We start from the raw sequence: 25901 nt of genomic DNA, 5'->3' as shown, positions 1-25901 counted from the left end.
TGTTTCGTGTAGAAATCGGGACAGCGCCGATGTCTACACTCCACGTCCGGAACCCGTTTTTCTCCTGCTCGCTTCGCTCGGATTTCCAGGTGTTTTCAACACCTTTCAATCGGAGTCCGTATGACCCTTTCACATCCACTCGTTGAAACAGGCCGCGGGTACACTCGCGCTGAAATTTCAAAGATTCTGGGAGGCAGTCCCCAGCCCTATCTGCCGCACAAAGATGGCAGGGTCGTTGCCGGGTGCTTCAGCGTCAAGAAGGGGCCATTCGCGCCGCGTGAAATTCTGGTGGGGGAGGGGTCGGGCGTCGAAGGGTCTGCGGCGATGTTGTGTCAACAGGCCGAAGCCATTCCCGTGTTTATGAAGGGGCCAGAGGTGATGAAGGGGGAAGGCCGCTGGTTCTACAGCGGCATGTATCGGGTGGGGCACTGGACTCAAGACCCGGAAGTGTTGGCCCGCTACGCCGAAGAAGGCGGGCGCGGGACGCTGACACGGGTGATGTTTTTGATTCGGGCTTGAGCAGGCTTCTCTTCTTGTTGGAGGCAGATAAAGCAGCCCAACGAAGAAGGTGACCCGGGGGCCGCCTTTAATTTCTCTAGATCAGCCCGGTATTCAAGCCATGCCCAGTTAAAGCCGTTAAGTTGGTAGAGTCCTCGCCAGTACTGGTAAGATGTTGCCACTATGCGAACCGTTCAGTTTACCCTGAGGCACTACCTGGCCGCTCATGGCCTGAGCGCGTACCGCCTCGCGCAGGCGGCACGGGGCCGGGTCAGTGAGCGTACCGTGTACGCTCTGGCGCGCGGCGAGGCCAGCCGCGTGGATCTGGGGACGCTGGGAGCGGTCATGACCACCCTAGAGGAACTAACCGGCGAGCCGGTCAGCCCAGCTGATCTGCTGACTGCGGTCACGGTGCCCGGGCCGGACCGCGAAGCGCGGGCGTGGCTGGATGGGGACGCTTCCCGTCTGGGCGAGTTCGAGCCGTACGACTGGGGCGGCGCCGATCCCTACACCCTGGGCGAGCCGGTACGGGTGGGGGCAGACGGCGAACTCCTCATCGGGAGCGAGTGACGGCGGTCCTCACGTCGGGAGCCGTGTTCGTGGCCGACTTTCCCGAGCACGATCCGGGCGGGCACGAACAGGAGGGGCCGCGGCCTGCAGTGCTGGTGGGCCTGCCCACGAACGCTGGGCGGCCCCGCTTCCCAGTGCTGATGCTCGCCCCGGTGACGACGTTCCGGGAGCAGGCCTGGGTGACGGCGGCGCCTGAGCTGTATCCCGTGCTGCCAGCCGGAGCGGGTGGGCTGCGGGTGCCCAGCGTCGTGCTGGTGGACCAGACGCGCGCCCTCGATGCGTCACGGGTGTCCCGTTACCTGGGCCTCCTGACTCCGGAGGAATACGCCCTGGTACATGCGGCGGTACGGCTCATCTTCAGCGTGTGACCAGCGGGGTCTAACGCTGGCTGCTGGACGCTCTCCTCCAGAGAGCGCCACTTCCCGTGTAGCCTGAGCGCGTGGCGATCGAAGACCTGTACCCAGATGTGCTGATGAACATCGAACTCCCGGTGATCGAGGTGTACCGGGCGCACCCGGACCTGCTTGACTTTCAGGTCGAGGAAGGGTTGGCTGCCCTGATCTCACGCTACAAAGCGGAGGAACAGGGTAAGGAGGTGACGCCTCCACGCGTCAAAGGGCTGGCCTTGTCGGTGTTTGATGCGGTGCTGGAGACGACAGAAATGATGTTGGGACGTCCCGAAAAAGTCATGGACACGATCGATCTGCCGACGCTGCTGAGCTGCCTGGCCAGAATCCGCAAGTCCGTGAACTTCTGGACGAAACAGGGCGGCCGTCGCGGCTACTTGAACTTCATGCTCGGCGCACTGGGGAAGTAAGTCCAACTGCGCCACCGACGCGGGTCACCTCCGGCAGAACAAAAGGGGACAGGCCGGTTCAGCTTGACCGTTCCGTCACTCCGCTGAAGCCGGCACCGTCTCCGCCACCTCCAGGGCCTTGAGCCGGGCTTCCACGTACCCTGCGGGATGGCGCAGCTCGCCGCGACGCTGATAGCCCGACACCACGAGATCCAGCAGCGCAAGCGAGTCCATCTGCTGCACCAGGAAGCGGGCCCGCTTCTCCTTCACGCCCAGTAGCAGCAGGCCGTCGTAGGCCCGTAGAAAGGCGGGAACAGGGCGGCCCGCCTCCAGGTAGAAGGAGCGGTGAACCCGGATCATCAGCGGCTCCTGCAACTCCACCACGCCCAGCACCGGCTGCTCGGTGCCTCCCAGCGGCCAGGCCCAGTCGACGAACTCGCCGCACTCCAGGTCTGTGCTCTGCTCGGCGGCGCAGAGCCACAGGCCTGGCTTGACCGCCGGACGGACCCAGGGCGCCTCGGTGCGGACCGGCGGGGTACGCGGCACCAGCAGGGCCTGCACGTCTTCCCAGTCGGGATCGGCCTCGACTTCGGAGGTGATCTGCCACGCGGACAGGTGACCCAGCACGCCGCGCATCAGCACCTCGCGGCGCGCGGCGTCTTCCACACGGCCGCACAGGGCCAGAGGGTTGAGCAGTTCGCCTGTCGTCGGCATAGCGTCAGCATGGGCGTTTGCCGCTCAAGACACAAGCGATGCGTCTATGGCATCAGGCGGCGGCAGCGAAGCTGGATCGCCCGGACTCTCCCCATGAGTCCCGGACCTTTACCGGGTTCGGCAATCTGGCCGGGAGCATTTCCTGTAATCCGTCAGATGGGACGAGCGCTCCAAGAGCGGCTGCAAGCGTATGAGCGTTGAAGCTCACCACCAATTGGGGTGGGGTCAACTCAGAGGACCACAAATTTGTCTAGACCATCCGCCCCTCAATTTTTATTGTTCAAAGTCCATGTTCGAAACAAGTCTGCACCCGGTTTTATACGTTCTAGACGTCTTCCCCTTCACTCCTTATTCCTATTCAGCTCCCTCGTCACTATCACGTCTACTCGAATTTCGCAGGTCTGTCAAGACCTCAAATTTTGTCCTTTGACGTCCCGAGCAATTTTCACCCCGCAAGCGTTCTTAGCCTTCGTGCCATGCCACTGACTCCACGAAGTGTTTTCCTTCCGTCAGCCAGACGGATCTCGACCTTCCGCCCTTCCACGGAGGAATGCCGTCCATTCCTCGCCCTGATACCGATCAGCAATATGCAGTTCGGCATCACTCCGACGGAGATCTGCCCACTCAACTCGGGGCTCTGCCTTCAGATCCTCGACATACGCAATATCGTTTCAGGACGCACTATTTTTTCGAGTACCCACGTCCAGGGGACAGGCGCATGATGCGGGGCCACTTCAACTACGACCCCCAGCGGGCTGACCGAGTGAACGGCGCTGAGGCCATCAAACTGCTGGACGCACTCCACCATCCTGGGGAAAGGGTCTGGCTCCAAACTTTTGCGGATGGCCCAGACGAGCTGTATGTGCTGACAGACAAGCCTGGCAAGAATGGCCGCTCATTAGTCAAGTCCCTCCAGATGTCCGGCGTGCCTGGGCACACTCGCAAGCTCAAGTTGAAGGCTGTGAATGAGGGGTGGGTCAGCCGAGAAGAACTGGTCAAGTGCCCCTACCTGCTGGAAAATCAGGCCCGCTGCGGTGTGTTTTTCGCTGTGAATGGCCTCACCCCAAATGCGCGGCAGCGCAAGACAGAGCATGTCGAGCGCGTGGCCGCCATCTTCCTTGATTTGGACGGCGCAGAGATGCCCACAGATCTTCCGCTGCAGCCCACAGCCACGGTCCAGAGCAGTGCAGGTCGTCATCACGTGTACTGGGCAGTGGACGGCGTCCCACTGGAGGAGTTTGGCCTCATCCAGACCCACCTTGCAACGTTGTACGGCGCTGATCCAGCGGTCAAAGACTTGCCGCGCGTCATGCGCCTGCCGGGCTACTATCACGGCAAGGGCGAGACGGGCGAACTGGTCAAGCTGACCAGCATCACGCCGGAGGCCCAGTACACCCGCGCTGATCTGCTGGAAGCGTGGCCTTCGCTGGCCGAGACTTTGGCCGCGGCTGAGGCCGAGCGGGAACGGCAGCAGCAGGACGCCCATCAGCGGCGAGAAGAGGCGGAGCGGCTGCGCGCCCAGATCAGCGCTGGGGACGCTGGGACGCGGGCCGAGGGACAACAGAAGTATGGGCGCGTAGCCCTGCTAGGTCTGACTGCTGATCTGCTGGCCGCGCCAGTAGGCCAGAGGAACAGCACCCTGAACGCCGTGGCCTACCGTGCTGGGCGGCTGATCGGCGCAGGTGTACTGGAAGAAAGCGAGGCGCGGGCCGAGCTGGGTGCGGTGGCTAAGCGCGTGGGCCTGGAAACGGGCGAGACGGCGGCCGCGCTCGGCAGCGGCATGAAAGCTGGAAAGGCCAAGCCGGCCGACACTGGGAACATTGGGAAGTTGGTAGGCGTGAAGCGGGAGAAGGCCAGTAAGGCCCTGGCGCTGGCCCGTGAGAAGGTGCAGAAGGGACCGGTAAAAGCGGGTGGGCCGTCTTACATCATGCCCAGATTCCCTAAAGGTGTGGAAGAGGGGACAGACGCGGCAAACGCGCTGATCCTCGCCGGGAACCACCTGGGCGAGCGGCTGCGCTACACGTTCGGGGTGGGCTGGTACGTCTACGATCAGCAGCGCGGCATATGGCGAGAAGATGACGGCGGCCTCACCTTGTCCTCTCAGGTGGCCGGTGAAGTGCTGCGCGCGGTGGTGGCCGATCACGTGGCCGCTCTGGTTAAGGCTAGAGCGAAGGATGAGGAACTGAACCCGGCGATCACCTGGGCGCGGAATGTGGGGAGCAATTGGGCCATTGCAAATGCCCTAAAGGCTGCTGCTGGCCGCCCTGAGTTCTTAACTGACGTGGCTGCCTGGGATGCGCAGCCCGATCTACTGAACTGCCGGAATGGCGTGCTGGAGCTGACCACCGGCACGCTACGGCCACACGCGCCCAGCGACCTGCTGACGTGGCAGGCGGGCGCGGCATTCGATCCGGCGGCGCGGCACCCTTACGTCGATCAGTTGACCGAGTTGCTAAAGCGTGACGGCCGGCATGACTTCCTGCAAAGGCTGGTCGGATCGGCCCTGTATGGGGAAGCGCCTAACGAGGTCGCCATTCTGTTAGAGGGCGAGGGCATGACCGGGAAAGGCACGCTGGTGTCTGCCACGGTGGCCATGCTGGGCGACTATGCGACCACCATCAATGTCGAGTTGCTGCTGAGCAACAGCCACGGGGAGAGCGGCAGCGGCCCTAAGCCTGAGCTGCTGAAGCTGCGGGGAAAGCGCCTGGCTGTGGCTGGTGAACCACCGAAGGGCGCGCGGTTCAACGCGGGCCGGGTGAAGGGCATGACCGGGAATGACCCGATCACGGCGCGGGCCATGCGTTCAAACATCCTGGTCGAGTTCAAGCCTGTCTTTAAGCTGTGGATTCACACGAATTACCCGATCAACACGGCGCATGACGACACCGGAATGCAGCGGCGTTTACGGGTGGTGCCGTTCAAGGCCAAACCAGAGCGGCCCTATGCGGCGTTCAAAAGCACCCTGGAGAATGACGCCACGGCGCGGGCCGCGCTGCTGAACTGGGCCTATGAGGGTTTCAGGCTGTGGCATGCCAGTGGCTTTGAGCTGGGCATGTCTGCCGAGATCGAGGCGGCCACGGGAAGCTACTGGAAAGAGCAGAACCCATATGAAAAGTTCGCGGCGGCGTGCCTGATCTTTTCTGAAAATGCCGAGATTCAGTCCGGCAGATTGAAAACACTGTTTGAGGAATGGGCCGAGGAAAACGGGGCCAAAATGGGCCGCGCTGTGAAAATGGCCGACCTGTACACGTATTTGCAGACTTTGGGCTGTGAGCCGAGGCGCACCAAGAGCGGGCGATTTTGGAACGGGGTGACGGAGGTGACGGAGGTGACACCTCAACCCCAGTTAAGAGAGGATATACACACGCGAGAGATGCTAAACCGGGGTCAAGCCGTCATCGGTGTCACCTCCGTCACCCGTGATGATGGTTCGGTTGGTCAGCTTGTGGGTGTGGGCTGGGAAGGTGAGGAGCTGTGACCTTGGCCGAGCTGTGCCGCGCGCTGACCCAGCACGGCGTTTCTCTCGCCCTGACACCTGACGGCAAGCTCAAGCCGACAGCGGACCAGCCGCCGCCCGCTGCTGTAGTCGAGTCGATCAAGGCGCACCGCGTCGCCCTGGTCCGCCGGCTTGAACGCGGCCAGCATCCCGATGGACGTTTGAACGCGTCCATACTGGAGGGCCAACCTGGGCGCTGCGTAAGCTGTGGGCGGTGGCAGGGGCCGGACGCCTACGGGGATGGCCTGTGCATACTGGGACGGGGCGCGCACGGCTGGTTAGATGGGAATCCAGATGCGCCTGTCTTGACGGGGGCGCTGCATGTCTGTGCAGCCCACAACGGCCAGGGCTGGCAAGTCAAGCAGTCTCGGGGCCCTCTTGCCTGGCCAAGCCCAGGAAGCCCATCACAGGGCCTGATGCGAGCTTCTCCAGTCGTTGGCCAAGTCTCTCTCGCCTCGGACAGTCAGCGCGCCACAGAGGCCACGGTCCAGCGTTAGATTTCGTCGGCACACTTACCGCTCAACTTCCCCCAGTTCGGCGGGACCGCCCCCCTGGGTGGCCTCCAGAGCTGGGGCTCCCATGCTCTTTTCCGGCAAAAGACCCCACGTGTCCAAGTCAGGGTCTTCCCCACGCTTTTTGCCCGCCAGGACGGCCACTCTTCTTAAACTTTCCCAGGGGGATGACCCGGTGCCTCATCCCCCTGGGGATGACCCATGGCCTTTCCCAAGTCAATTGGGTGAAGTCATACACTCTCGTTTTTGCCTCTTTCGGGGCCCTGGTTTCCGTTCGTCCCTGGGCCGCGTTTCACCCCGCGCCGAGAATTACGGTGGAGGCATGACCCTTTTGACGAACAACTCCACCCACTTTCGCCCCCGCACCGCCCCGGCCCAGCCTGCCGGAGCTGCAGATGAACCCACCGGCACCATCGTCTGTGTCCTGAGTGAAGTGCTGGGCCGGCACCGCGTCAGCCAGACCGCCCTGGCCCAAGCGTGTGGCCTGCGCCCCGCCACCATCCACGCCCTGTACCACGACCGCACCAGCTCGGTGACCTGGGACGTGCTCGCGCGCCTGCTGGTGGGCTTGCAGGCCCTGACCCACGAGCCCTACGAGATGGGCGACGTCTTCAGGTTGCGATGAACCGTCCGCAATGCAGTCCAGCGAACACGGTGAGCAGGGGAGAGGTGGGCGGAAGTGTACCAGGGCTGGACCGTGGCTTAGGCCGGTCTCCCGGTGAACGGCACGCTTATGCGCAGTTTTTCCATGGCCGGCACGCTTACCTTAGGGCCGTCAGTCTTCGGCACACTTACCGGTGGCCCTACCATCGTCGGCACGCTTACGGAGCTCACCTCTTCCATCGTCGGCACACTTACCAGCGCACCCTCACTGGCCGGCACGTTTATGTCTTGCGGAGGCCCCAGTGAGCCGCGGTCCGGGCGCCGTCATGCGGGCGGCGCTGCGTGCCATTGAGGTAGCAGGAGAACTGCTCGAGAGCCAGGAGGTGGCGCGGCAGGTCTTCGGGCACGCCACCATCGCGGACGTGCCGCCCAGTCAGGCCGCCAGCGTGCGCCGGGCTTTGCGCGCCCTGGTGAGGCGGGGCGAGATCGAAGAGCTGGGCCGGGACTGGGAGGGGGGACGGCGCAAGTGGGGCACGCACACAGAAGCCGAAAAGAAACGGGTGCGCAGTGCCCAGGTGTGGGCCTCTATCGCCAAGCGTGAGGCAGAACGCCAGGCCAAGCTCGCCGCACAACTGGAGGCTGGGCGCTGAAAAATTCAGCTGGTGTGGGCGGCGTGGATTTCGACTTCCCCACGCCGGCGGCACCCCGGCAAATGTGCCGTGAACCGGAGGCCGCGGTGGCTATAGTGGGCCGCATTCATGACGATTTCACCCGATGTGTACGCCCAAGGCGTTGACGCCTTTTTGCAGCAGTCCCTGGCCGAATGGGATCAAGGCCTGCGCGCCCACCACCAAGGCCTCACGGGTGAGCAGCCGGACGCCGGGCAAGTTCGCGCCTGGGCCAACTGTCAACGGGTCCTACAGGATGTGTTGGGAGAGCTCGCCGAGGCTCAGCCGGAGCTGTTGGCCTGCACCCTGGCCTTCGAGTACGAGCTGCCCCGTGAGCGAGGGCGGCGCCCGGACGTCATCCTGCTGACCCGTGACCGGGTGCTGGTGCTGGAGTTCAAAGACCATCCTTTCCCCACGCCTGTAGAGGAAGCGGCCCATCAGGACCAGGTGGCCGCCTACGCCCGTGACCTGCAGCACTACCACGCCGCCTCGCATGGCCTCCTGGTGCGCCCCGTGCTGGTGTATGCCCAGCGCCCCGGGTTGCGAGAGCAACGCGGGGAGGTGACGGTGGTGGGGCCCGACACCTTGGGCGCCTACCTGCGGGCCGAGGTCCAGGCTGGACCTCGGCAGTTTGACCACGACGCCTGGCTGAACGCGGATTACGCGCCGCTGCCCAGCTTGGTCAGCGCGGCCCGCCGACTGTTCGAGCACGAACCCCTCCCGGCCATCCGGCGCGCGGAGAGTGCCGGCATTGAGGAGACAGTGGCCGCGCTGGTGCAGGCGGCCCGGCAGGCCCACGAGCGAGGGGAGCATCACCTCGCCCTGGTCACTGGCGTGCCCGGCGCGGGCAAGACCCTGGTGGGGTTGCAGTTCGTCTACGCCCGGACGCTGGGGGAGGATGACGGCGCGCGGGACGCGGTGTTCCTTTCAGGCAACGGGCCTTTGGTGAGCGTGCTGCAGCACGCTCTGGGCCACAAGGTCTTCGTGCAAGGCGTCCACGACTTTCTCAAGCAGTACGGCGCCCACCGAAAGCGACTGCCTGAAGAGCACATCTGGGTGTACGACGAGGCGCAGCGCGCCTGGGACGCCCAGCAGGTCCTGGAAAAACGCGGACACGCGACGAGTGAGCCGGAGGATTTCCTCCGGCTGGGGGCCCAGATGCCCGGCTGGGCCATGCTGGTGGGCCTGATCGGCGAGGGCCAGGAAATCTACATCGGCGAAGAAGGTGGGCTGGCCGGGTGGAACGCCGCACTTGAGGACAGCGACAAGTCCTGGATCCTGCACGCCCCCCAGAAGATCATCCACCTGTTCCCGAACGCCGCGCAGGTGGTGAGCAACGACGCGCTGGATCTCACGGTGTCGCTGCGCTCGCATCTGGCCGAGGACCTGTACCGCTGGGTGCGTGCCCTGCTGGATGGCGACGAGGCAGAAGCAAGAGGGCTCACTGAACGTGTCCAGTCTCAAGGCTTCGAGGTGTATCTGACCCGGGATCTGGAAGCGGCCAAAGCCTACGTGCGGACTCGCTATGAGGACGCGGAGGACAAGCGGTACGGCCTGCTGGCGTCCAGCAAAGCGAGCAATCTCAAGACCGTGGGACTCGACACCTGGAACCTGGGCATCAAGGCCTACCAGGCAGGGCCCTGGTTTAACAATCCGCCCGCGGACCCGAAGTCCTGCTGCCAGCTGACCCACATCGCTTCGGAGTTCGTGTGCCAGGGGCTGGAGCTTGATTTTCCCATCCTGTGCTGGGGCGGCGACTTGAAGTGGGATGGGCAGGCGTGGGTTTCGCCTGTGCCCCGGACGCCGGCAGCGGGCAAACGGGCACCGGAAGATCCCCACCGCCTGCGGCTCAACTCGTACCGTGTGCTGCTGACCCGTGGGCGCGACGGCATGATCCTGTACGTGCCGGACCAGCGTCCCTTGGACCAGACTTACGGGCATCTGCGGGCGCTTGAGCTTCCGGAATTGCCTCTGTAAAGAGGCGGTAGTGCTCTATCGCGCGAGCGGCGACGAGAACCTGTTGAGTGTTCTGGGGTACTGCCAGCGCCTCCAATCCGGATTTCGCTACTGCAGGGGCCGGCCCTTCACCTGGGGCTCGTTTTTCGCCACAGACAGATACATCAGCATGCGGTTCTGCACAGTTCCGTTTGGTGTGCTGATGGGCGCTGTGACGAAGAGAAACTTCGTGTCCTGGAAATAGTATCCCCGGGCCAAACCGTTATTACGCGGATGGTTGGGCACCTTGCCAATCGGGTTGAGGACATCCTCCCACTCCGTGCCAGGCTCATAGTTCAGCAGTTCGGCGAATTCATCCCAGCTGCCTACCGCTTTCTGCAATGTACCAGGGAATTCACCACAGACGTAGGTATTCTGCTTGTCCTGAATCAGCTGTGTGGGGCAAGCCAGGACTTTTGCGCCCGCCCCCTTGAGGGAGGCCTTGGCGAGATCCGCATTGTTTCCCTGCATGGGCAGGGCTTGAGCGTTGGCCACGAGGAAGAACGAGAGCGCCCACAGTTTCATGGTCATGACCTCTATGCTTCCATAACTTCCTGTCGGACGGGCCAAAAATGCGCCTGTCTGTCGGAGAACCTCTTCGGTCTCCTGCCGGTCAGACGAGCCGTCGTCTCTTTATAGAGAACGTGTGATGAAGAAGGGTGGCATCGTCAATCGTGGAGGGGTTGATGGGTAAGCTTCGCGGGGAGCCGACCATCGTGACACTACGGCGCGTTTTCGCCCATGGGGTCAACTACCCTCTGGTATTCCGCGAGCTTATTCAGAATGCCGATGGTTACAAGGCCGACTGGCTGGCCCTTGGCTTCAGCGAGGGCGTTCCTGGAGCAGAACACAGCTTCCTGCGCCGTCCTGGCCTGTTTGCGGTGAACAATGGCCCGCTCCGGCCGGGGGAATCACCCTCTCGAACAGCGTGCCGCGACCATCCTCCGTGACGGCTTGGAATAACTCGGCGAATAGGCTGGACATGCCTTTCCGGGCGCAGCCTAGGTGATATTCGGTGTGGGCGTGATACCGCTGGCTCGGCAGCACCAGAAGATTGCCGGGGTCATTGTTGGTGCTGTCGCCGTCACGGTGGTGAACGATCTCGCCATCTTTCAGGGGCGGGCCAGCATTTGCTCGGCCAGCACACGGTGCAGCAAGCGGACCTTGCCCGCCGTCTTGTCCCGTATTTTCCGGTGGGTCTTGCGCCGTTTCACCCACTGGCTCCCTCGCCTATCAGGACACTTGAACGCCGAAGTTCGTCACCACCGCTTCCAGGCCGCCCTTGAATCCCATGCCCAGGGCGCGGAACTTCCAGGCACCGTTGTGGCGATACAGTTCGCCGAACAGCATGGCGGTGACCTCGTTGAAGTCCCGCTGCAACTCGAAGCGGGCCAGTTCTTCTCCGTCTTCCAAGTTCTGCAGCCGGATATACGCCCCGTCCACCAGGCCAAAATGCTTGTCCTCAGCGTCATGGATGGTCGCGCAAATCACCACCTTGGAAATCTCGGCGGGGACCCGGTCCAGCCGAACGGTCAAGCGTTCATCGTCCCCTTCACCTGCACCGTCTGTGTTGTCGCCGCCGTAATGCACGCTCAGCGCTGGATCACTCGGGTTGTTGTAGAACACCAGGTCATCGTCGCCGCGCAGTTTTCCGTTGGGCTGTACTAGCAGAGCGCTGGCATCTAGATCGAACGGTACAGTGCCTTCAGGAAAATTCCAGCCCAGACCTATCCTCACCAGACTCAGACCGGGGCGCTCCGCCGTTAAGGGGACATTCGCGCCAGGCGTCATCGAACCATTCATGCGCGTCCAGCTTTAACCGGTTCAGCATTCGGACGTTCGAACAGCCAGGCGATATCAGCCAGATCAATAAAAGATAGATCATCTGCCGTAGGTTTGTGGATGGCCACCACGCGCTCGGCCTGATGCTTCAAGATCGTCTCAAAAACATTGCGTACATCACGGGCGTTCCCGAAATTTTCCCCTCTGCCTTCATAGAGCGTCGAGAAGTGATTCTTCAGCTGATGCTTGGCGATCTGCGTGGAACTGTAACCGTGCTTATCACACAGATATGTAAATATGTTCAACAATTCCTCGCCATCGTAATCATCGAAATGAACAAACCGGTTGAATCTGGACCGGAGTCCTGGATTTGTTTCCAGAAATTCATTGATTGGTGCGGTGTATCCCGCCACGATAATGATCAAGTCGTCTCGGTGATCCTCCATGGCCTTGAGCAGGGTGTTGATGGCTTCCTGACCATAAGAATCGCGAGCATCTGTTTTGAGAGCGTAAGCCTCATCAATGAACAGGATGCCGCCCCGTGCCGACTGAACAGCCGCCTGAACTTTACCGGCGGTTTGACCCAGATAATCAGCAATGAGACCACTGCGGTCAACTTCTACAAGGTGGCCCTCTTCCAACAGGCCAATCTCACGGTATATTTGGGCAAGTAGGCGTGCAACAGTCGTTTTCCCAGTCCCAGGGTTCCCCGTAAAGACCATGTGGAGACTTACGGGCATAGCAGGAAGTCCCATCTCCTCACGGAGCTGACGCACGCGCACCAGATTGGTGGCAGCCACGACCTCCTGCTTTACACGTTGCAATCCAATCATAGAACGCAGTTCTGTCAGCAGATCATCCAATGACGGCTCTTTCTCTTCCTCCTTCTTCGCTCTTCCAATCTCTTTGCTTGTTCCCTTTTTCAGAGCCTGCCTTGTGGCTTCACGGCATTCGACGGCCAGATCAATGAGGTTTGAGATTATTTCACCTAGAACACGTATTTCCACTTCTAATTTATTACCGTCTACTGCAATAACAATATTGCCAAACTTCTCGATAAGTCCGATAATTGCATCGGTGTATCTGGTATTCTTGACCGCATCAAAATAAACGGCAGCTTTCAAAAAATTAGGCAAGGCAGTAGATTTTGAGTGATTCTTGCTGGAAAGGACACGCAGGCGTTCCTCAATGGTTCTCTCGGCATTGCTAGAAAAGTACTGCTTGGCTAGTTCTATCTCCTGTTTATGCACCAGTCCATCTGAATAGATAAGGTGACCCATTAAGCTCAATATGTAGATATACGACTCGGAGGGCAAAGTTCTTTCCTGTTCTCTGAGTGTCCAAACATCAGCGTCTTCAATTTCTTGAAGATAAGCCTCGATTCTTCGCGACGTCTGTTGAGCGCGTTCGATCAGGGGATTCATAGCTCCAGATCTTAACAACTGGGCTTATAGAGGTCATCCCAGAATGACCTCCCCCCCCAGTGTGGGTATTGCCTTTCCTCAGGAGTTGCGCTTTGCATAGCGGAGTGAATAGCCATGCTTGTACAGGAGTTTACCGTTTTTTGAAGACCTATTGCTTAGTAACTGAAGGGCATAATCCAGCGAAAACCAAGATTTTGGCCAACTCACATGAGGGACTTCCGGCCCTGAAGTTTGAAGGCGTGCGATAACGGCCGATAACGCAATGGTTCTGCTGAGGTGATGAATTGGGTCTTGCAGCCTTGCGAAACTCTGTTGCACAATGATTTATACTGGCAACACGTTTTTGCAATTCTGGAGGCCCCATGCAAGTCGGATATGCCCGCGTCAGCAAGCAGCACGAACAGGACACCGCCGCCCAACTCCGGGCACTGGAAACAGCCGGATCAGAGCGCGTGTTCACCGAACACGCTTCCGGTGGCCGCTGGGACCGCCCTGAGTTGCACAAGATGCTGGACCAGCTCCGTGCCGGGGATACCGTCATCGTCTGGAAGCTGGACCGCCTGAGCCGCAGTCTCAAGGACGTGTTACACCTGATGGAGTTGCTGGGCGAGCGGGGCGTGGGGTTTCGTAGCCTGACCGAGGCCATCGACACCACCACCCCTGCGGGCCGGATGATGATGCAGATGGTGGGGGCCTTTGCCGAATTCGAGCGGGCCATGATCCGCGAGCGGACTAATGCGGGACTGGAACAGGCCCGGTTAGAAGGCCGCGTCGGGGGCCGCAAGCGCAAGCTGCTGCCTCACCAGGAGCAGGACATCCGTGAGTCGGTGCAGTCCGGGCAGCGCACGGCGGCGCAGTGCGCCCGTCTGTTCGGGGTTCATCCCAGTACCATCACCCGGCTGCTCCAGCGTTAGCTGAAGCGTGAAACACGACTGGTCTCCCGAAGAGCTGGCCGGACACTTCACCCTGACCCGTTTGGAACGGGATTTTTTGGGCTTCAAGAGCGACGTCGCCTTGCTGAGTCTGGCGGCGCTCCTCAAGCTCTTCCAGCTTCAGGGTCAGTTCCCAGCACGTCCACAGGCGGTTCCCGGCGTGATCGTTGATCTGCTGGCCCGGCAGCTCGCGGTGGACCCGGCGATCTGGAGCGAGGTGGACTGGACTTCCCGCACCGCACGGCGACACCGCGAGGAAGTCGCTGGATTCTGCGGGTTCCGGGCTTTCCGGGCTGCCGACGAGTTGGAACTGATCGCGCACCTCGCTCCCCTGGTGGCCGATCTCAACCCCGACTCGGAAGGGTTGAAACAGCAGGGCCTGGCCTTTCTCCGGGGACAGCGCCTCGTTCCGCCCCCGGCGGAACGGTTGGCACGGTGTCTGCGCGCCGCCGTCAACGAACAGGAGGCCCGCTGGCTACAAAGCGTCCAGCATCGGATCAGCGCGCAGTCCTGCCAGGCCCTGGACGCCCTGATCAGCACCGATGCGGCGGCAGAGGATCTGCAACCGCTGCTGGTGGTCCGCTCCACGCTGGCAACCCTCAAGGACACCGCCGGACGGGTCAAGGTGGACACGGTTCTTGAGGAACTCGCCAAGCTGGCCGAACTCCGCGCCCTGGGCCTGTCCGCCGAGGTCTTCATAAGCGTTCCGCCCCGGGTCATCGGGCAGTACCGTCGCCGGGCGGCCAGCGAACCGCCGCGTGAACTGCGCCGCCATCCTGCGCCGTTGCGCCATGTGCTGCTGGCCGCGCTGTGCTGGCAGCGGCAGACCGAGGTGACCGATGACCTGGTGGAGCTGCTGATCCGGGTGGCCCACCACATCGGCACCCACGCCGAGAGCAAGGTGGAGGCGGAGTTGCTGCGGCAACTCCGGCGGGTGCGGGGCAAGAGTGCGTTGCTCTTCAAGCTGGCGAAGGCCGCCCGCGCCCAGCCGGAGGGCGCGGTGCGCGAAGTGATCTACCCGGTGGTGCCGGAACCTGTTCTCGACGATCTGATCCGCGAGATGGAGGCGGAGGGCAGCTATGACCGCCAGGTGCGCCTGGTCACGCGCAACTCCTACGGCCACCACTACCGCCGGGCGGTGTCGCTGCTGCTGGACGCGCTCAGCTTCCGCTGCAACAACGAGCGCCACCGCCCCATCATGCGGGCGCTGGAGCTGCTGGCGAAGTACCGGGATCGCCGGATCGGCACCTTTCCCCTGGGCGAAACCGTTCCCCTGGGCGGCGTCGTGAAGGACGACTGGCAGGCCCTGGTGCTGGATGATGCCGAGGGCCGCAGGGTCAACCGCGTCACCTACGAGATGTGCGTGCTAACCACGCTGCGCGACAAGATCCGCTGCAAGGAGGTCTGGATCGAGGGGGCCGGGCGCTTCCGCAACCCCGACGATGACCTGCCCGGCGACTTCGAGCAGAAACGGGCCGAGTACTACTCGGCCCTGGCCCAGCCGGGGGAGGCCCAGACCTTTACCCATCACCTCCGCACCCGCATGGAACACGCCCTGGAAGCGCTGAACACAGAACTGCCCAGCAGTGCAAGCGTCAGGCTGATCACCTCGAAGAAGGGCAAGGGGCGGCTGTCGATCTCGCCGCTGAGCGCCCTGCCCGAACCGCAGAACATCACCCGGCTGGCGGCGGCGCTGGTGCAGCGCTGGCCGATGACCAACCTGCTGGACGTGTTGAAAGAAACCGAACTCCGCACCGGGTTCACCGACGCCTTCCACTCGGTGGCCGCCCGTGAAGTGCTGGGCCGCGAGGTGGTCCAGCGCCGCTTGCTGCTGTGCCTGCACGGCATCGGCACCAACGCGGGTTTGAAGCGAATGTGCAGCGGCGGCGGGGAGGACAGCTTCGCTGACCTCCAGTACATCCGCCGCCGTTACGTCCACAAAGAGCAGCTCCGGGACGCGATCAGCCGCGTGTGCAACGCCATCTTTCAGGCCAGGGACCCGGCTCTGTGGGGCGAGGCCACCACCGCCTGCGCCTCGGACAGCAAGCGGTTCGGGGCCTGGGACCAGAACCTGATGACCGAGTGGCACGCCCGCTACGGCGGCCCCGGCGTGATGGTGTACTGGCACGTTGAGCAGCATTCGGTCTGCATCTACAGCCAGTTGGGGAGCTGCTCCAGCAGCGAGGTGGCCGCCATGATCGAGGGCGTGCTGCGGCACGACACCGAGATGGAGGTGGAGAAGAATTACGTCGATACCCACGGTCAGAGCGAGGTGGGCTTCGCGTTTTGCCACCTGCTCGGCTTCCAGCTCCTGCCACGCCTCAAGAACATCAAGCGTCAGAAGCTGTACCGCCCGAACAGGGGTGAGCCGGAACAGTACGCCAATCTGCAAGCGCTCCTGACCCGCCCGATCCAGTGGGAGTTGATCGAGCAGCAGTACGACGAGATGATCAAGCTCGCCACCGCCCTGCGGCTGGGAACGGCGGACGCCGAGAGCATCCTGCGGCGTTTCACCCGCCAGAACGTGCAGCACCCGACGTACCGCGCGCTGGCCGAACTGGGGAAAGCGGTGAAAACCGCTTTCCTGTGCGACTATCTGCGACAGGAGAGTCTGCGCCGCGAGATTCACGAGGGCTTGCAGGTGATCGAGTCCTGGAACAGCGCCAACGATTTCATCCTGTACGGCAAGGGCGGCGAGTTCACCACCAACCACACCCTGGAACAGGAAATCCAGATGCTGGGCCTGCATCTGCTTCAAGTCAGCCTGGTCTACGTCAACACGCTGATGATGCAGCAGGTGCTGTTAGAACCGGAGTGGCAGGGCCGACTCACGCCGGTGGACCTGCGGGCCTTGACGCCGCTGAAATGGCAGCACATCAACCCCTACGGCACCTTCACGCTAGATATGCACGAGCGGCTGCCGCTGAACTCATAAATTGCTCATGCGAGTTGGACAAAATTTTGGCCTTCGCTAGGTTAAGCCCTATCGTTGGAAGAGTGCCTAGCGACACCGCAAGGATGCCCGGGTCATCCGCTCTGCGCAGATGACCTCATCTATTTTCCGCAGCATCGTGCTGTTCGGCACTAACACGGCGTACTCCAATTCGCGCTGAGCTGTGCGCTGCTGACACTTGTGCAGCGCAGAAAGTGACAGAGCACCGTGCCATGCAGCGTGTTCCTGGAAGGGGCCACTACCTCCCCGGCGGGGAGTCGTCGACCAAATTCTTCCAGCTGGAACGTGGGCGTCCGCGGATCTTAGTACTCACCTACAGGCTGCTGGCCCTTTCACTTGCAAAACGTGACTGCTGGAAACAGAGACCGAGGCCCGCTGGCATCTGATTGAATACGTCTGAGCCGATGGAAGCCCTGCAGAGACGTTAGGCCGCTCCCCAACGTACGAGGAAACCAGAGGGTGAACGGCGCAGCACAGCGGCACCATTCGCCCGCGCCACTGCCGAGTCATGGAGAAAAGCTGTGGCCTCCTTGCGCTACGGGATGAGGTTGTCCACAGAGGGCGTGAGTAATGTCTGGAGCACGTCGGGAAGGACGGTAAGCAACTCAGACTAAAACACGACATCCATCCGGTAATCTCCGCAGCAGATCTTGATGTCCACCTTCAGAACGAGTCGACCAAGGGATACGGCGCCTGCTGGCTGATTTCTGGGGAGGAAATGGTGCTTGCTAGGCGTTAGGTGGGGCTGCCCCGCTATTGCGTAGTTGAGGTTAAGCGGCTTTAGCTTGGCGTTCAAACTCGTGAGGCGTCAAGTAGCCCAGGGTGGAGTGGCGGCGCTGTCGGTTGTAGAAGACCTCGATGTATTCGAAGATGGCCTGCCGGGCAACGGTGCGGTTCTCGAAGATGGTGTCCTCGAACAGCTCCCTTTTCAGGGAGCTGAAAAAGCTCTCCACGACAGCATTGTCCCAGCAATCCCCCTTTCTGCTCATACTCCCTTTGGCCCGCAGGCGGGCCAATTCTTCCTGAAACATCCGGCTGGCGTATTGACTTCCTCTATCGCTGTGATGAAGCAGACCAGGCGCTGGACAGCGACGCTGCACGGCCATCTGGAGGGCAGCAAGTGGCAACGTGGCTGGCATCTGGGCGTCCATGGCATAGCCCACCACCGCGCGTGAATGCAGATCGAGGGTCACCGCCAGGTACAGCCAGCCTTCTCTCGTCGGAACGAACGTGAGATCGGAGGCCCAGACCGCGTTGGGCTGCTGGACGTTGAACTCACGGTCCAGAAGATTCGGGCAGACCGGAAAGGGATGGGCACTGTCTGTCGTGCGCACCCAGCGCCGTTTTCCTTTGGCCCGCAGACCTCCGGCACGCATCAAGCGAGCGACGCGCTTCCTGGAAACCTGCACACCTTCCGCGCGCAGTTCGGCATGAATGCGCGGGGCTCCGTAGCGCCCTTTGCGGCACTGGTGAATCTCCTGGATGCGCTGCTGGAGCAGCGCATCCCATTGCTGTTGGTTGGAGACAGGCCTTCTTCGCCAGCTGTGGTACCCGCTCACCGAGACCTCCAGCACCCGACACATTATGTCCAGGCGGTACTGCGGACGGTGATCGGTGATGAAGCGGTATCTCAGCGTGTGGTTTCCCTGGCGAAGAAGGCTGCGGCTTTTTTTAAAATTTCCCGCTCCTGGCGCAGGATTTCATTTTCTTTGCGGAGCCGTCGGATCTCCTGTTGCTCTGGGGTCAGATGCTGCTTTCCCTGGCCAGGGAAAGCAGCATCGCCCTGTTCCTGTTCGGCCGTCAGCCACTTGCGGAGCAGTGAGGCATTCAGGCCCAGTTCGCGGGCAGTGTGGGAGAGGTTGCCGCCCGTTCGGGCGAGCTGAACGGCGTCTCGCTTGAACTCGGCGGAATGGATTCTGCGGTGGGTCATGATGGTGCCTCCTATTGTCGAGGCTTATCTCCATCTGCGCAAAACCGGGTCACCCTCAAGGTGCCCCTCGATGCTATAGCGCAGCAAATACTCAATCTCGCTCTCCATGGCATGTGCACGCCTTGCAGGAAACCATCAAGCTCTTCCTCTTCGTGTCTGGTCATCCTTCCGCTCCCCGAAACTCATATCCAGTCATCAGCTGCAGGGCGTTGCAGGTCCGTCCATCACTCAGATGGTAAACAAGTCCTTCCGTGCTGCGCCGCTTGACCAATTCCGTGCGCTCGATGATGACTGCCCCGCCGTCCGCCTTGCGGGTCCAACCGGCCCCCGCATCGAATTTACCGACGTCCCCGCTCCGGTCCGCCTCCTCGAAGTGCGGCGCCGCTGCGTGACAACCCGCGTTGGCCACAACAGCGTTTGTGGGTGCCCCACGCTGGCCGGTCTGCCCGACGGGTGCCCCGATCAGCACGTCCAGACCCCGAATCGCGCAGGTGTAGAAGTTGAGTTTCTCCACCTGCGCCTCGGCCTGAGCTACCCGACGGGCCTCGATCAGCTCCTCCTCGGTCAGACGCAGCCAGTCGCGGCGGGGCAGCGCTCCCGCCGGCGTCAGAGTGTCGAGAATGCCATCGTCGATCGCTTTGTTCCCCCCGATCAGGCTTTTAACCAAGCGGTACGTGGTGTCTGAGGGCACCGCCAGCGGGCGTTCCAACAACTTCTCCCGGTCCACCGGATGCAGGGCGTTCCCGCGTCCTACCGGCTGGATCAGGAGGCCCGCCACCCCGCCCGGAACCTTTTTCCCAGATTTGACTTGTTGCATCTCCTGAGGGCCTTCGACATTGGCTCCGAATAGGAATTCCAATTCAGAGTCCGTGATAGCCGCGTTAGCGGCCCCGCCGTTAGGCGGCAACACGGCCACACTTGCCCTGGGTTCGCTCACGGTCTCCAGCTCTTTTGAAAGCGAAGCTTCAGAGGTGGTGTGAGCTGGCAGACTCTGCTCGTTCACTGGCGCAGCAGGCGAAATTTTCTTGCGCGCGTTTTCAGTTACGTGACTTACACCTGTAGGGGATTCCTGTAAAAGATCCCTGTTAAGGATTCCTGTGTTATTGCTACGGACATTTGTCCGAATGGACTCGGAACTTTGTCCGTCTCCATTCGGAACTTTGTCCGACTGCATTCGGACATTTTTCCGAATGCTCTCTACCTCATCTTCCAAGTGCTTCCCAACACGATTTTCCTCAGCGTCTGCCTCGCTCGGATCGAGGTCCGGAACTGGGCGAGAGGCCTCCCACTGATTGACTACCTCCTGCACTGTGGCCCTATTGAACAGCCACTGTGGGGTTCGGTCCCAGCCTCTTGTTGGGTTCGCCCTGGTGGCGACAAGGCCGCGCTCAACCAGACTGGCGAGTTTGGTGCGAATCGTCTTCTCGTTGTAGATGCCCAGCAGTTCTTCGGCCCACTGGGTGGCGCTCATGCGCACCCACAGGGCTTCATCGGCGTCGGGGGCCACCGCACCCTGACGGGCGCTCTTGTTGCGGCCACGGGCCTCATTGCGGATCTTGAGTTTATAGGCGTACCAGCGCTCTTGGGCATTGAGCAGGTGCGCCTCGCAGGCGTCCCCATCACAAATCGCTAGGTAGGACTCCCGTAAGGCCAATGTGCGCTGGCCAGCGGGTTGAGCGATTACGAATCCATCGATGCTCATCTTGAAGCTCCGACGCCTTCCTGGCCCCTCAGGGCCTTCTGGTCTGTTGACCGGACATGCTCAGGCGCGTATCCTGTGCATAGGGCGATGCCTGCGAACTCCCTAGTTCGCAAAACAATTTGAGTTTTCGGATCGGACACCCTCTGCGAAAAACGGCCTGCCAGCCGCGCGGGGGGTGTTCCCTTTGGTCATGTTTTCGGTGACCTCCGGGACGTGCTCAGCATACCGTGAATTTGCTCATGTTGTGCCAACTTGTGTTCGGCGATTCACACCTGTTGGACTACTCCTGGAAACGTTTGATCAGATTCGTTTCCATAATAGGTATTAGGCACAAGCCGCAGCCTCAGCCCAGAAAATCTTTTCTAAATCCGCCTGTTATGCGCCTCTTGCATCTTATGCAAGAGGCGCATAGACTAGAGGCGGGATGAATGTGCTCGCGAAAAAGACGCTGCTTCAATTTGCAGCCCAATATCCTGAAGCACATGTCGCCCTGCTTACCTGGTTCGACCTTGCCAGCAAAGCGGAGTTCACTTCGTTTGCAGAAGTGCGGGCCGTCTTTCCCACCGCCAGCTGGGTTGGGCCTGAGTACATCGTGTTCAACATCAAAGGAAACCACTTCCGTCTGATCGCTACCGTGGATTTTACCTTCAGAAAAATCAGGGTCAAGGAGTTCATGAGGCATTCGGAGTACGACCGCTGGAAACCGTAAGAGCCGAACGGAAGAGCGGCTCCAGATGGAGAATGCCTTGGAGGAGGTACGCACAATCATGAAACACAGTGAGATCGACCGCGCCGTGGCCGCCCTGGCTGAACTCCCAGAAGCGTCCCGCAACCTGCTGGGGCCCATCAGGAGCGACGAACAGCTGGAGTTTGCCCTCAACGCAGAAGAACAGATGGGCCGCCTGATCGGCGGCGACGCCCGGCACCCACTCGCCGCCGTGTATGCCACCCTGATCCAGCACATCGCCGAGTATGAGGCCGAGGCGTATCCAACCCCGGCCAGCAAGCCGGGTGACATGCTCGACTTTCTGATGGACCAGCAGGGCGTCCAGCAGCAGGAGCTGGCCACACGTCTAGGAGTAAACCAGAGCACGGTGAGCCGACTGATCCACGGGCGCGTGGCCTACACCACGGACCTGATCAAGCAACTGGCTGAAATCTTCAAAGTGCCTCCCACCGTTTTTCTCGGCTGAACAGCCCGCAGCCTATCCATCCCAGCCTCCCCTCACCTGGAGGCCTTTTCTTTTCCTGCGTGTAGCATGCGGCCATGAGCCTGGAGCTGATGGCCGCCAACCTCGACCTCCAGGGCCGCGCCGACCGGGTGGCCCACCTGGATCCCGACAGTCTGAAGAAGGCCGCGCTAAGGGCGGCCCGCGACACAGACGCTGAGGGCTTATGGGCGCTGCTCGAGGCGTATCTGGTGACGCGTGGGGGCCGGGGCGCGCGCGTGAGCGTCAACACCCTGGGGGCCTACCGCACGGGCCTCGATACCTTTCTGGCCTGGGCAGCTCCCGCGGGTGTCAGCCTGCTCCGTCCAGGACCAAACGCGGGGTTCCGGTACGTCCGGCACCTGGAAGGCGCGGGCCTGGCCCCCAGTAGCGTGCGCGTGCGCCTGAGCGCGGGCAAGGCTTTGTATGCCGCTCTGCGCTGGACGGGGGCCTGCGAGGCCGCGCCCTTCCTGGACGTGCGGGCTCCCGGTGATCCGGTGCCGCGGTGGGAAAAGCGCAAGCCCTACTCCACCGACGATGTGGCGCTGCTGCTGCGACATGCGGGAATGCAGGACGCGGTGATCGTCGTCCTGGGCGCGCACGTGGGACTACGGGCGACGGAGATGACGACGCTACTGAGAAAGGACCTGCATTTAGACGCGCCTGAGCCATACCTAACCGTGACGGGCAAGCGACAGCGACGCCAGGAGGTGGCGCTCTCCCCCACTGCGATCAAAGTGCTCCGGACATGGCTGGCCGCGACGCCCAATTATGGCCCCCGGGTGCTGACCATTCACACCCGTCAGAGCGTGGAGAACGCCCTCAAGCGGCTGTGTCAGGAGGCGGGCGTGCGCTACGGGGGCCGTGAGGTTCACGGCCTGCGTCACAGCGCGGGCACCCGGATCTACAGCGAGAGTGGGGATCTGCTGGCCGTGCGGGACCACCTGCGCCACCGTACCGTCGACAGTAGCGAGATTTACGTAGACTACGCCCGGGCGGGCCGCAAGAAGCCTGTGGGTGACTGGTGAGGATGCTGGCATAACTCCAGCGAGTGGGAGTCTTGTGACCGACGTTGCACCGTCATCACTGTCTGCTCAGCGTTCGCAGTCTCTTCTCCCCTCTTACTCTTTGAAAAGCTGCTCGACTGCCTGCAACAACTTCCTCAGCCGTGTCTATTTGCCGGCGTCCAGTGCGCCCACCCGGCGCGGCGCGGCCAGCTTTAGGACCCGCCAGGTCTCCCGCATCAGATCATCCGGTTCTGAGGGGGGCCGCGGCGCTTCGACCTGCCAGGAGCGCAGCCTCCACATCGCGCACCCCCCACTCCCCGGACTCGACGCGTAGGAACCACTCGACCTGTTGAATAGCGCTCGCCCGCCGCAGCCGCCAGGAGCGAAGTGTGCCTGGAGACGCTCTCTAGGACCTCATGCCGCGGGCCTGGCGCTGCCCGCACTGCCGCAAGACGGGTGTAAATCGGTGTCTTTGTGATGAGCCTCTTCTCGGCGGTCTGGGCGCAGTTCGCGGCCCACTATGGCTTACTCAGGATCGCACGAGGCTGTTCGACAACTGTGGCCACTGCGGCACGTACGCCGAGCACAAACTGCTGACACTTGAGGACGGCGCGACTCTTTACCGGCGAACTGGTGGCCACACGGTTGACGGACGTTCAGCAATCAGATGAGGCTTAAAGGCGGTGTGGGTGCTGAGCCTCAGTGGGTCAAGGCCCGTGGCTTTGAGACGTGAGCGTCTAACTTAGCGCTAAGTTAGATCCTAAATCGCCAGAAACTCACGTCCAGTGCGCGTCCACTCTAAGGCATGATGTAATCCACCCACGAACCCTGCCCCATTGGTGTGCTCGTGCGCACATTCTCGCGCTACCATCCACGCATGATCACTGCCACCGTGTTCAACCACGCCGGAGGGGCCGGGAAGACGAGCCTGTGCCTCAACGTCGGCCATGAGCTTGCCCGCCAGGGTCTGCGCGTGCTCCTGATCGACTGCGACCCGCAGGGGAATATGTCCAGCTGGCTGGGCGTGACGGAGGTGGACCTTTCCACTACCATCTACCCGGTGGCCGCTGAGGGGGCCGCACTTCCCACACCGATCAGCGTTCATGGCTTACATCTGATCCCCGCGCAGGTGGACCTCGCCCAGGCCGAGATTGGCATCACCAGCATGCCGGGCGGACAGCTGTTCCTGCGCCAGGCACTGCAGGCGGTCTCCAATCAGTACGACGTGTGCCTGATCGACAGCCCGCCCAGCCTAGGCCAGCTCGCCATCCTGGGAGCCCTGGCCGCCGATCACCTGATCGTGCCGATGCCTACCCGGCAGAAGGGCCTGGATGCCCTGCCCGGCCTGCAGCGGGCCACCGCACTGTACCGCCGCCTGCGCCCGGAGCTGACGGTGGCCCTGTACGTGCCCACTCTGTACGACGCCCGCCGCACACATGACCGATCGGTCCTGGACTCCCTGCGCGCCTATCTCTCCCCACTTAGCGAGCCGATGCCGCAGCGGGAGGCCGTGTGGTTGGACAGCACCATGTCCGGCGAACCGGTGGGGGTCTATGCACCGGGCAGCCCGGTTCACGAGGACATCCAGCGATTGACCGCGGAAGTCGTGCGCGCGCTGGGCCTGGAAGTGTCCGCATGACCCGCCCGAAGAAACCGAAGCCTCGCGTCGGGTTAGAAGTCCTGCTCGGCGATGCCTCCGCGCTTTCTCGCCCTGGACTGGATGCCCGCAACATCCCGCTCACCGAGCTGCGCCCCGGCGCACTCCAGCCCCGACGGGTGTTTACGCCCGCCGCGCTGGCCGCGCTGACCACCAGCATCCGAGAACAGGGCGTGCTGCAACCCCTTCTCGTGCGTTCGGTCGAGGGCGGCTACGAGATCATTGCGGGGGAGCGGCGCTGGCGGGCTGCACAGGAAGCCGGGCTGAAAGAGGTACCGGCGGTGGTGCGTGAACTCGATGACCGGGCCGCGCTCGCGGCCGCGCTGATCGAGAATCTACAGCGCGAGGACCTGAACGTCTATGAGGAGGTGAGGGGCACGGTGCAGCTTGTCGCGCTGGCCCTGGACACGGACGCCGACGGCGCCAGGGGACGGCTTTACAAGGCCATGAACCACGGCGGGCCGGATGTGGAGGTGCTGGAGGATCTGTTCTCGCGGCTGTCGCTCGGGCCCTGGAAGAGTTTCGCCGCGAACAAACTCCGCATCCTGTCCTGGCCCCAGCAGGTGTTGGACGCGATGGACGCAGGCCTGCCGTACACCCTAGGCGGAGTGGTGGCGGGAGCGCCCTCCGAACACCAAGCCGAGCTGCTGGTGCTGGCTGTCGGCGGCGCCACGCTCCGGGAACTCAGGGACCGACTGGCCACACTGCGGGAACGGCCAGCCCGCACCGCCTTGAACGAGCGCGATGTGGCCCGGCTGGGGCGCACCTTGAGCAGCGTGAAATGGATCAGAGGCCTGAACGATAAGGAACAAGCAGAAATCAACAAATGGATGGGGAAGATGCCGGAGGCGGTGAAGAAAGCTCTGGGGCAGAAATAGGCTGGCCGCATCGGCGATCCCTGGCGCTCCCAGGCACACAGATAATACGTTCGGGACACACCTGTTGGCCGGGAAACACAGCGAACATGCACGTATGAACGCCACTCTCAGGGTTGATCCTGCTGGGTGAGGAAGGGGGCGAACAACTCCCGAAGGGTCATGGATAGGTTGTAACGTACCTGTGGACACCCATGAACCAACGTCTCAAGGGGAACTGCGTTTTGTCCTCAGCCGCTCAGACTGGTGAAGCGTCCAGCAGATCTTGCGGTAGCGCCCAGCGAGTGTGGAGACTTTTGCCGTTGTCAATAATTCGTATACAAATCGATTTGTATACGAATTATTGACTTGATAGTGAAGGCTGCCTGTGCCTAGAGGCTGGCGGACAGGCCATCCAAAATTGCGTGAGGGAATCTGCTGAGTCCAGAATGCGGTATGACGCGCCGTACCTCCCCCAGCGATGTCGATGACGAGACGTATCATTTCCTGCTGCCGTATCTGGCCCTGAGTCCAGAACACGCCCCACAGCGGAAGTATCCGCTCCGAGACGTGTTGAATGCCTTGTTGTGGATGAGCCGC

General features: G+C 62.0%; 22 protein-coding genes and 1 pseudogene. 16 read left to right on the top strand and 7 right to left on the bottom strand.

Annotation, left to right across the window (positions count from 1 at the left end; translation table 11 throughout):
• The first annotated feature begins 120 nt into the window (after positions 1–120).
• From FHR04_RS19010 to FHR04_RS18995, 4 genes are all read left to right on the top strand, one after another.
• Entirely contained in the window at positions 121–519 is a 399-nt protein-coding gene (locus FHR04_RS19010) for a hypothetical protein (protein ID WP_139404775.1), read from the top strand.
• Between the two features lie 162 nt (positions 520–681).
• The gene (locus FHR04_RS19005; protein WP_139404774.1) at positions 682–1068 is read left to right on the top strand and encodes a helix-turn-helix domain-containing protein; all 387 of its coding nucleotides are present in this window, start codon (positions 682–684) and stop codon (positions 1066–1068) included.
• Positions 1065–1436, top strand: coding sequence for a type II toxin-antitoxin system PemK/MazF family toxin (locus tag FHR04_RS19000; RefSeq protein WP_139404773.1), 372 nt, complete (start codon positions 1065–1067; stop codon positions 1434–1436). Before FHR04_RS19005 ends, FHR04_RS19000 begins: the two co-directional genes overlap by 4 nt.
• A 71-nt stretch (positions 1437–1507) precedes the next feature.
• The gene (locus tag FHR04_RS18995; RefSeq protein WP_139404772.1) at positions 1508–1885 is read left to right on the top strand and encodes a hypothetical protein; all 378 of its coding nucleotides are present in this window, start codon (positions 1508–1510) and stop codon (positions 1883–1885) included.
• A 75-nt stretch (positions 1886–1960) separates the two neighbouring features.
• Here FHR04_RS18995 and FHR04_RS18990 read toward each other — a convergent pair whose 3' ends face one another.
• Positions 1961–2578, bottom strand: coding sequence for a hypothetical protein (locus FHR04_RS18990; protein WP_139404771.1), 618 nt, complete (start codon positions 2576–2578; stop codon positions 1961–1963).
• A gap of 718 nt (positions 2579–3296) precedes the next feature.
• Between FHR04_RS18990 and FHR04_RS18985 the strand changes: the two genes are divergently transcribed.
• From FHR04_RS18985 to FHR04_RS18970, 4 genes are all read left to right on the top strand, one after another.
• Positions 3297–6056 (top strand): phage/plasmid primase, P4 family, encoded by a 2760-nt coding sequence (locus tag FHR04_RS18985; RefSeq protein WP_170214031.1) that lies wholly within the window; start codon positions 3297–3299, stop codon positions 6054–6056.
• An 852-nt stretch (positions 6057–6908) separates the two neighbouring features.
• Entirely contained in the window at positions 6909–7211 is a 303-nt protein-coding gene (locus tag FHR04_RS21095) for a helix-turn-helix domain-containing protein (protein WP_170214030.1), read from the top strand.
• A 280-nt stretch (positions 7212–7491) separates the two neighbouring features.
• A complete protein-coding gene (locus FHR04_RS18975) occupies positions 7492–7839 on the top strand; it encodes a hypothetical protein (protein ID WP_139404768.1) in 348 nt (115 codons plus the stop codon).
• 108 nt (positions 7840–7947) lie between these two features.
• Entirely contained in the window at positions 7948–9834 is a 1887-nt protein-coding gene (locus FHR04_RS18970; protein WP_139404767.1) for a DUF2075 domain-containing protein, read from the top strand.
• A gap of 87 nt (positions 9835–9921) precedes the next feature.
• Here FHR04_RS18970 and FHR04_RS18965 read toward each other — a convergent pair whose 3' ends face one another.
• The 4 genes from FHR04_RS18965 to FHR04_RS18950 form a co-directional block, all read right to left on the bottom strand.
• A complete protein-coding gene (locus FHR04_RS18965; RefSeq protein WP_139404766.1) occupies positions 9922–10383 on the bottom strand; it encodes a hypothetical protein in 462 nt (153 codons plus the stop codon).
• A gap of 291 nt (positions 10384–10674) precedes the next feature.
• Positions 10675–10953, bottom strand: coding sequence for an HNH endonuclease family protein (locus FHR04_RS18960; RefSeq protein ID WP_249039222.1), 279 nt, complete (start codon positions 10951–10953; stop codon positions 10675–10677).
• 132 nt (positions 10954–11085) lie between these two features.
• Positions 11086–11655 carry a TerD family protein gene (locus FHR04_RS18955; RefSeq protein WP_139404765.1) on the bottom strand — a complete coding sequence of 190 codons (570 nt, stop codon included), beginning with the start codon at positions 11653–11655 and terminating at the stop codon, positions 11086–11088.
• Positions 11652–13058 (bottom strand): AAA family ATPase, encoded by a 1407-nt coding sequence (locus tag FHR04_RS18950; protein ID WP_139404764.1) that lies wholly within the window; start codon positions 13056–13058, stop codon positions 11652–11654. Before FHR04_RS18950 ends, FHR04_RS18955 begins: the two co-directional genes overlap by 4 nt.
• Before the next feature lie 362 nt (positions 13059–13420).
• On the opposite strand from FHR04_RS18950, the gene FHR04_RS18945 reads away from it, so the two are divergent.
• Entirely contained in the window at positions 13421–13972 is a 552-nt protein-coding gene (locus FHR04_RS18945; protein WP_139404763.1) for a recombinase family protein, read from the top strand.
• A gap of 7 nt (positions 13973–13979) precedes the next feature.
• Positions 13980–16925: a Tn3 family transposase gene (locus FHR04_RS18940; protein ID WP_139404762.1), complete on the top strand. Its 2946-nt coding sequence runs from the start codon at positions 13980–13982 to the stop codon at positions 16923–16925.
• Positions 16926–17713: 788 nt separating this feature from the next.
• On the opposite strand, the gene FHR04_RS18935 is transcribed toward FHR04_RS18940, so the two are convergent.
• Both FHR04_RS18935 and FHR04_RS18930 read right to left on the bottom strand, forming a co-directional pair.
• Positions 17714–18873 (bottom strand): IS3 family transposase gene (locus FHR04_RS18935; protein WP_139404761.1). Its coding sequence is split into 2 segments (ribosomal slippage): positions 17714–18606 and positions 18606–18873, totalling 1161 coding nucleotides; the frame shifts between segments, so codons are not numbered across the junction.
• Between the two features lie 160 nt (positions 18874–19033).
• Positions 19034–20575, bottom strand: coding sequence for a hypothetical protein (locus FHR04_RS18930; protein WP_139404760.1), 1542 nt, complete (start codon positions 20573–20575; stop codon positions 19034–19036).
• A 424-nt stretch (positions 20576–20999) separates the two neighbouring features.
• Between FHR04_RS18930 and FHR04_RS18925 the strand changes: the two genes are divergently transcribed.
• The 6 genes and pseudogenes from FHR04_RS18925 to FHR04_RS18900 all read left to right on the top strand — a co-directional run.
• The gene (locus FHR04_RS18925; protein WP_139404759.1) at positions 21000–21284 is read left to right on the top strand and encodes a type II toxin-antitoxin system HigB family toxin; all 285 of its coding nucleotides are present in this window, start codon (positions 21000–21002) and stop codon (positions 21282–21284) included.
• A gap of 58 nt (positions 21285–21342) precedes the next feature.
• Positions 21343–21768, top strand: coding sequence for a helix-turn-helix domain-containing protein (locus FHR04_RS18920; RefSeq protein WP_170214029.1), 426 nt, complete (start codon positions 21343–21345; stop codon positions 21766–21768).
• 74 nt (positions 21769–21842) lie between these two features.
• On the top strand, positions 21843–22811 hold the full coding sequence (locus tag FHR04_RS18915; RefSeq protein ID WP_139404757.1) for a tyrosine-type recombinase/integrase: 969 nt from the start codon (positions 21843–21845) through the stop codon (positions 22809–22811).
• Positions 22812–23667: 856 nt separating this feature from the next.
• Positions 23668–24429, top strand: a complete 762-nt coding sequence (locus FHR04_RS18910) for a ParA family protein (RefSeq protein ID WP_139404756.1) — start codon at positions 23668–23670, stop codon at positions 24427–24429.
• A complete protein-coding gene (locus FHR04_RS18905; RefSeq protein ID WP_139404755.1) occupies positions 24426–25325 on the top strand; it encodes a ParB/RepB/Spo0J family partition protein in 900 nt (299 codons plus the stop codon). The genes FHR04_RS18910 and FHR04_RS18905 overlap by 4 nt, the downstream gene beginning before the upstream one ends.
• Positions 25326–25757: 432 nt before the next feature.
• Positions 25758–25901: pseudogene (locus FHR04_RS18900) on the top strand (IS5/IS1182 family transposase); the annotation flags it as partial.

The organism is Deinococcus radiopugnans ATCC 19172 (assembly GCF_006335125.1).
GTDB lineage: Bacteria > Deinococcota > Deinococci > Deinococcales > Deinococcaceae > Deinococcus > Deinococcus radiopugnans.
The sequence above is the reverse complement of the archived record's forward strand: the minus strand, read 5'-3'. Positions and strand labels throughout refer to the sequence as shown.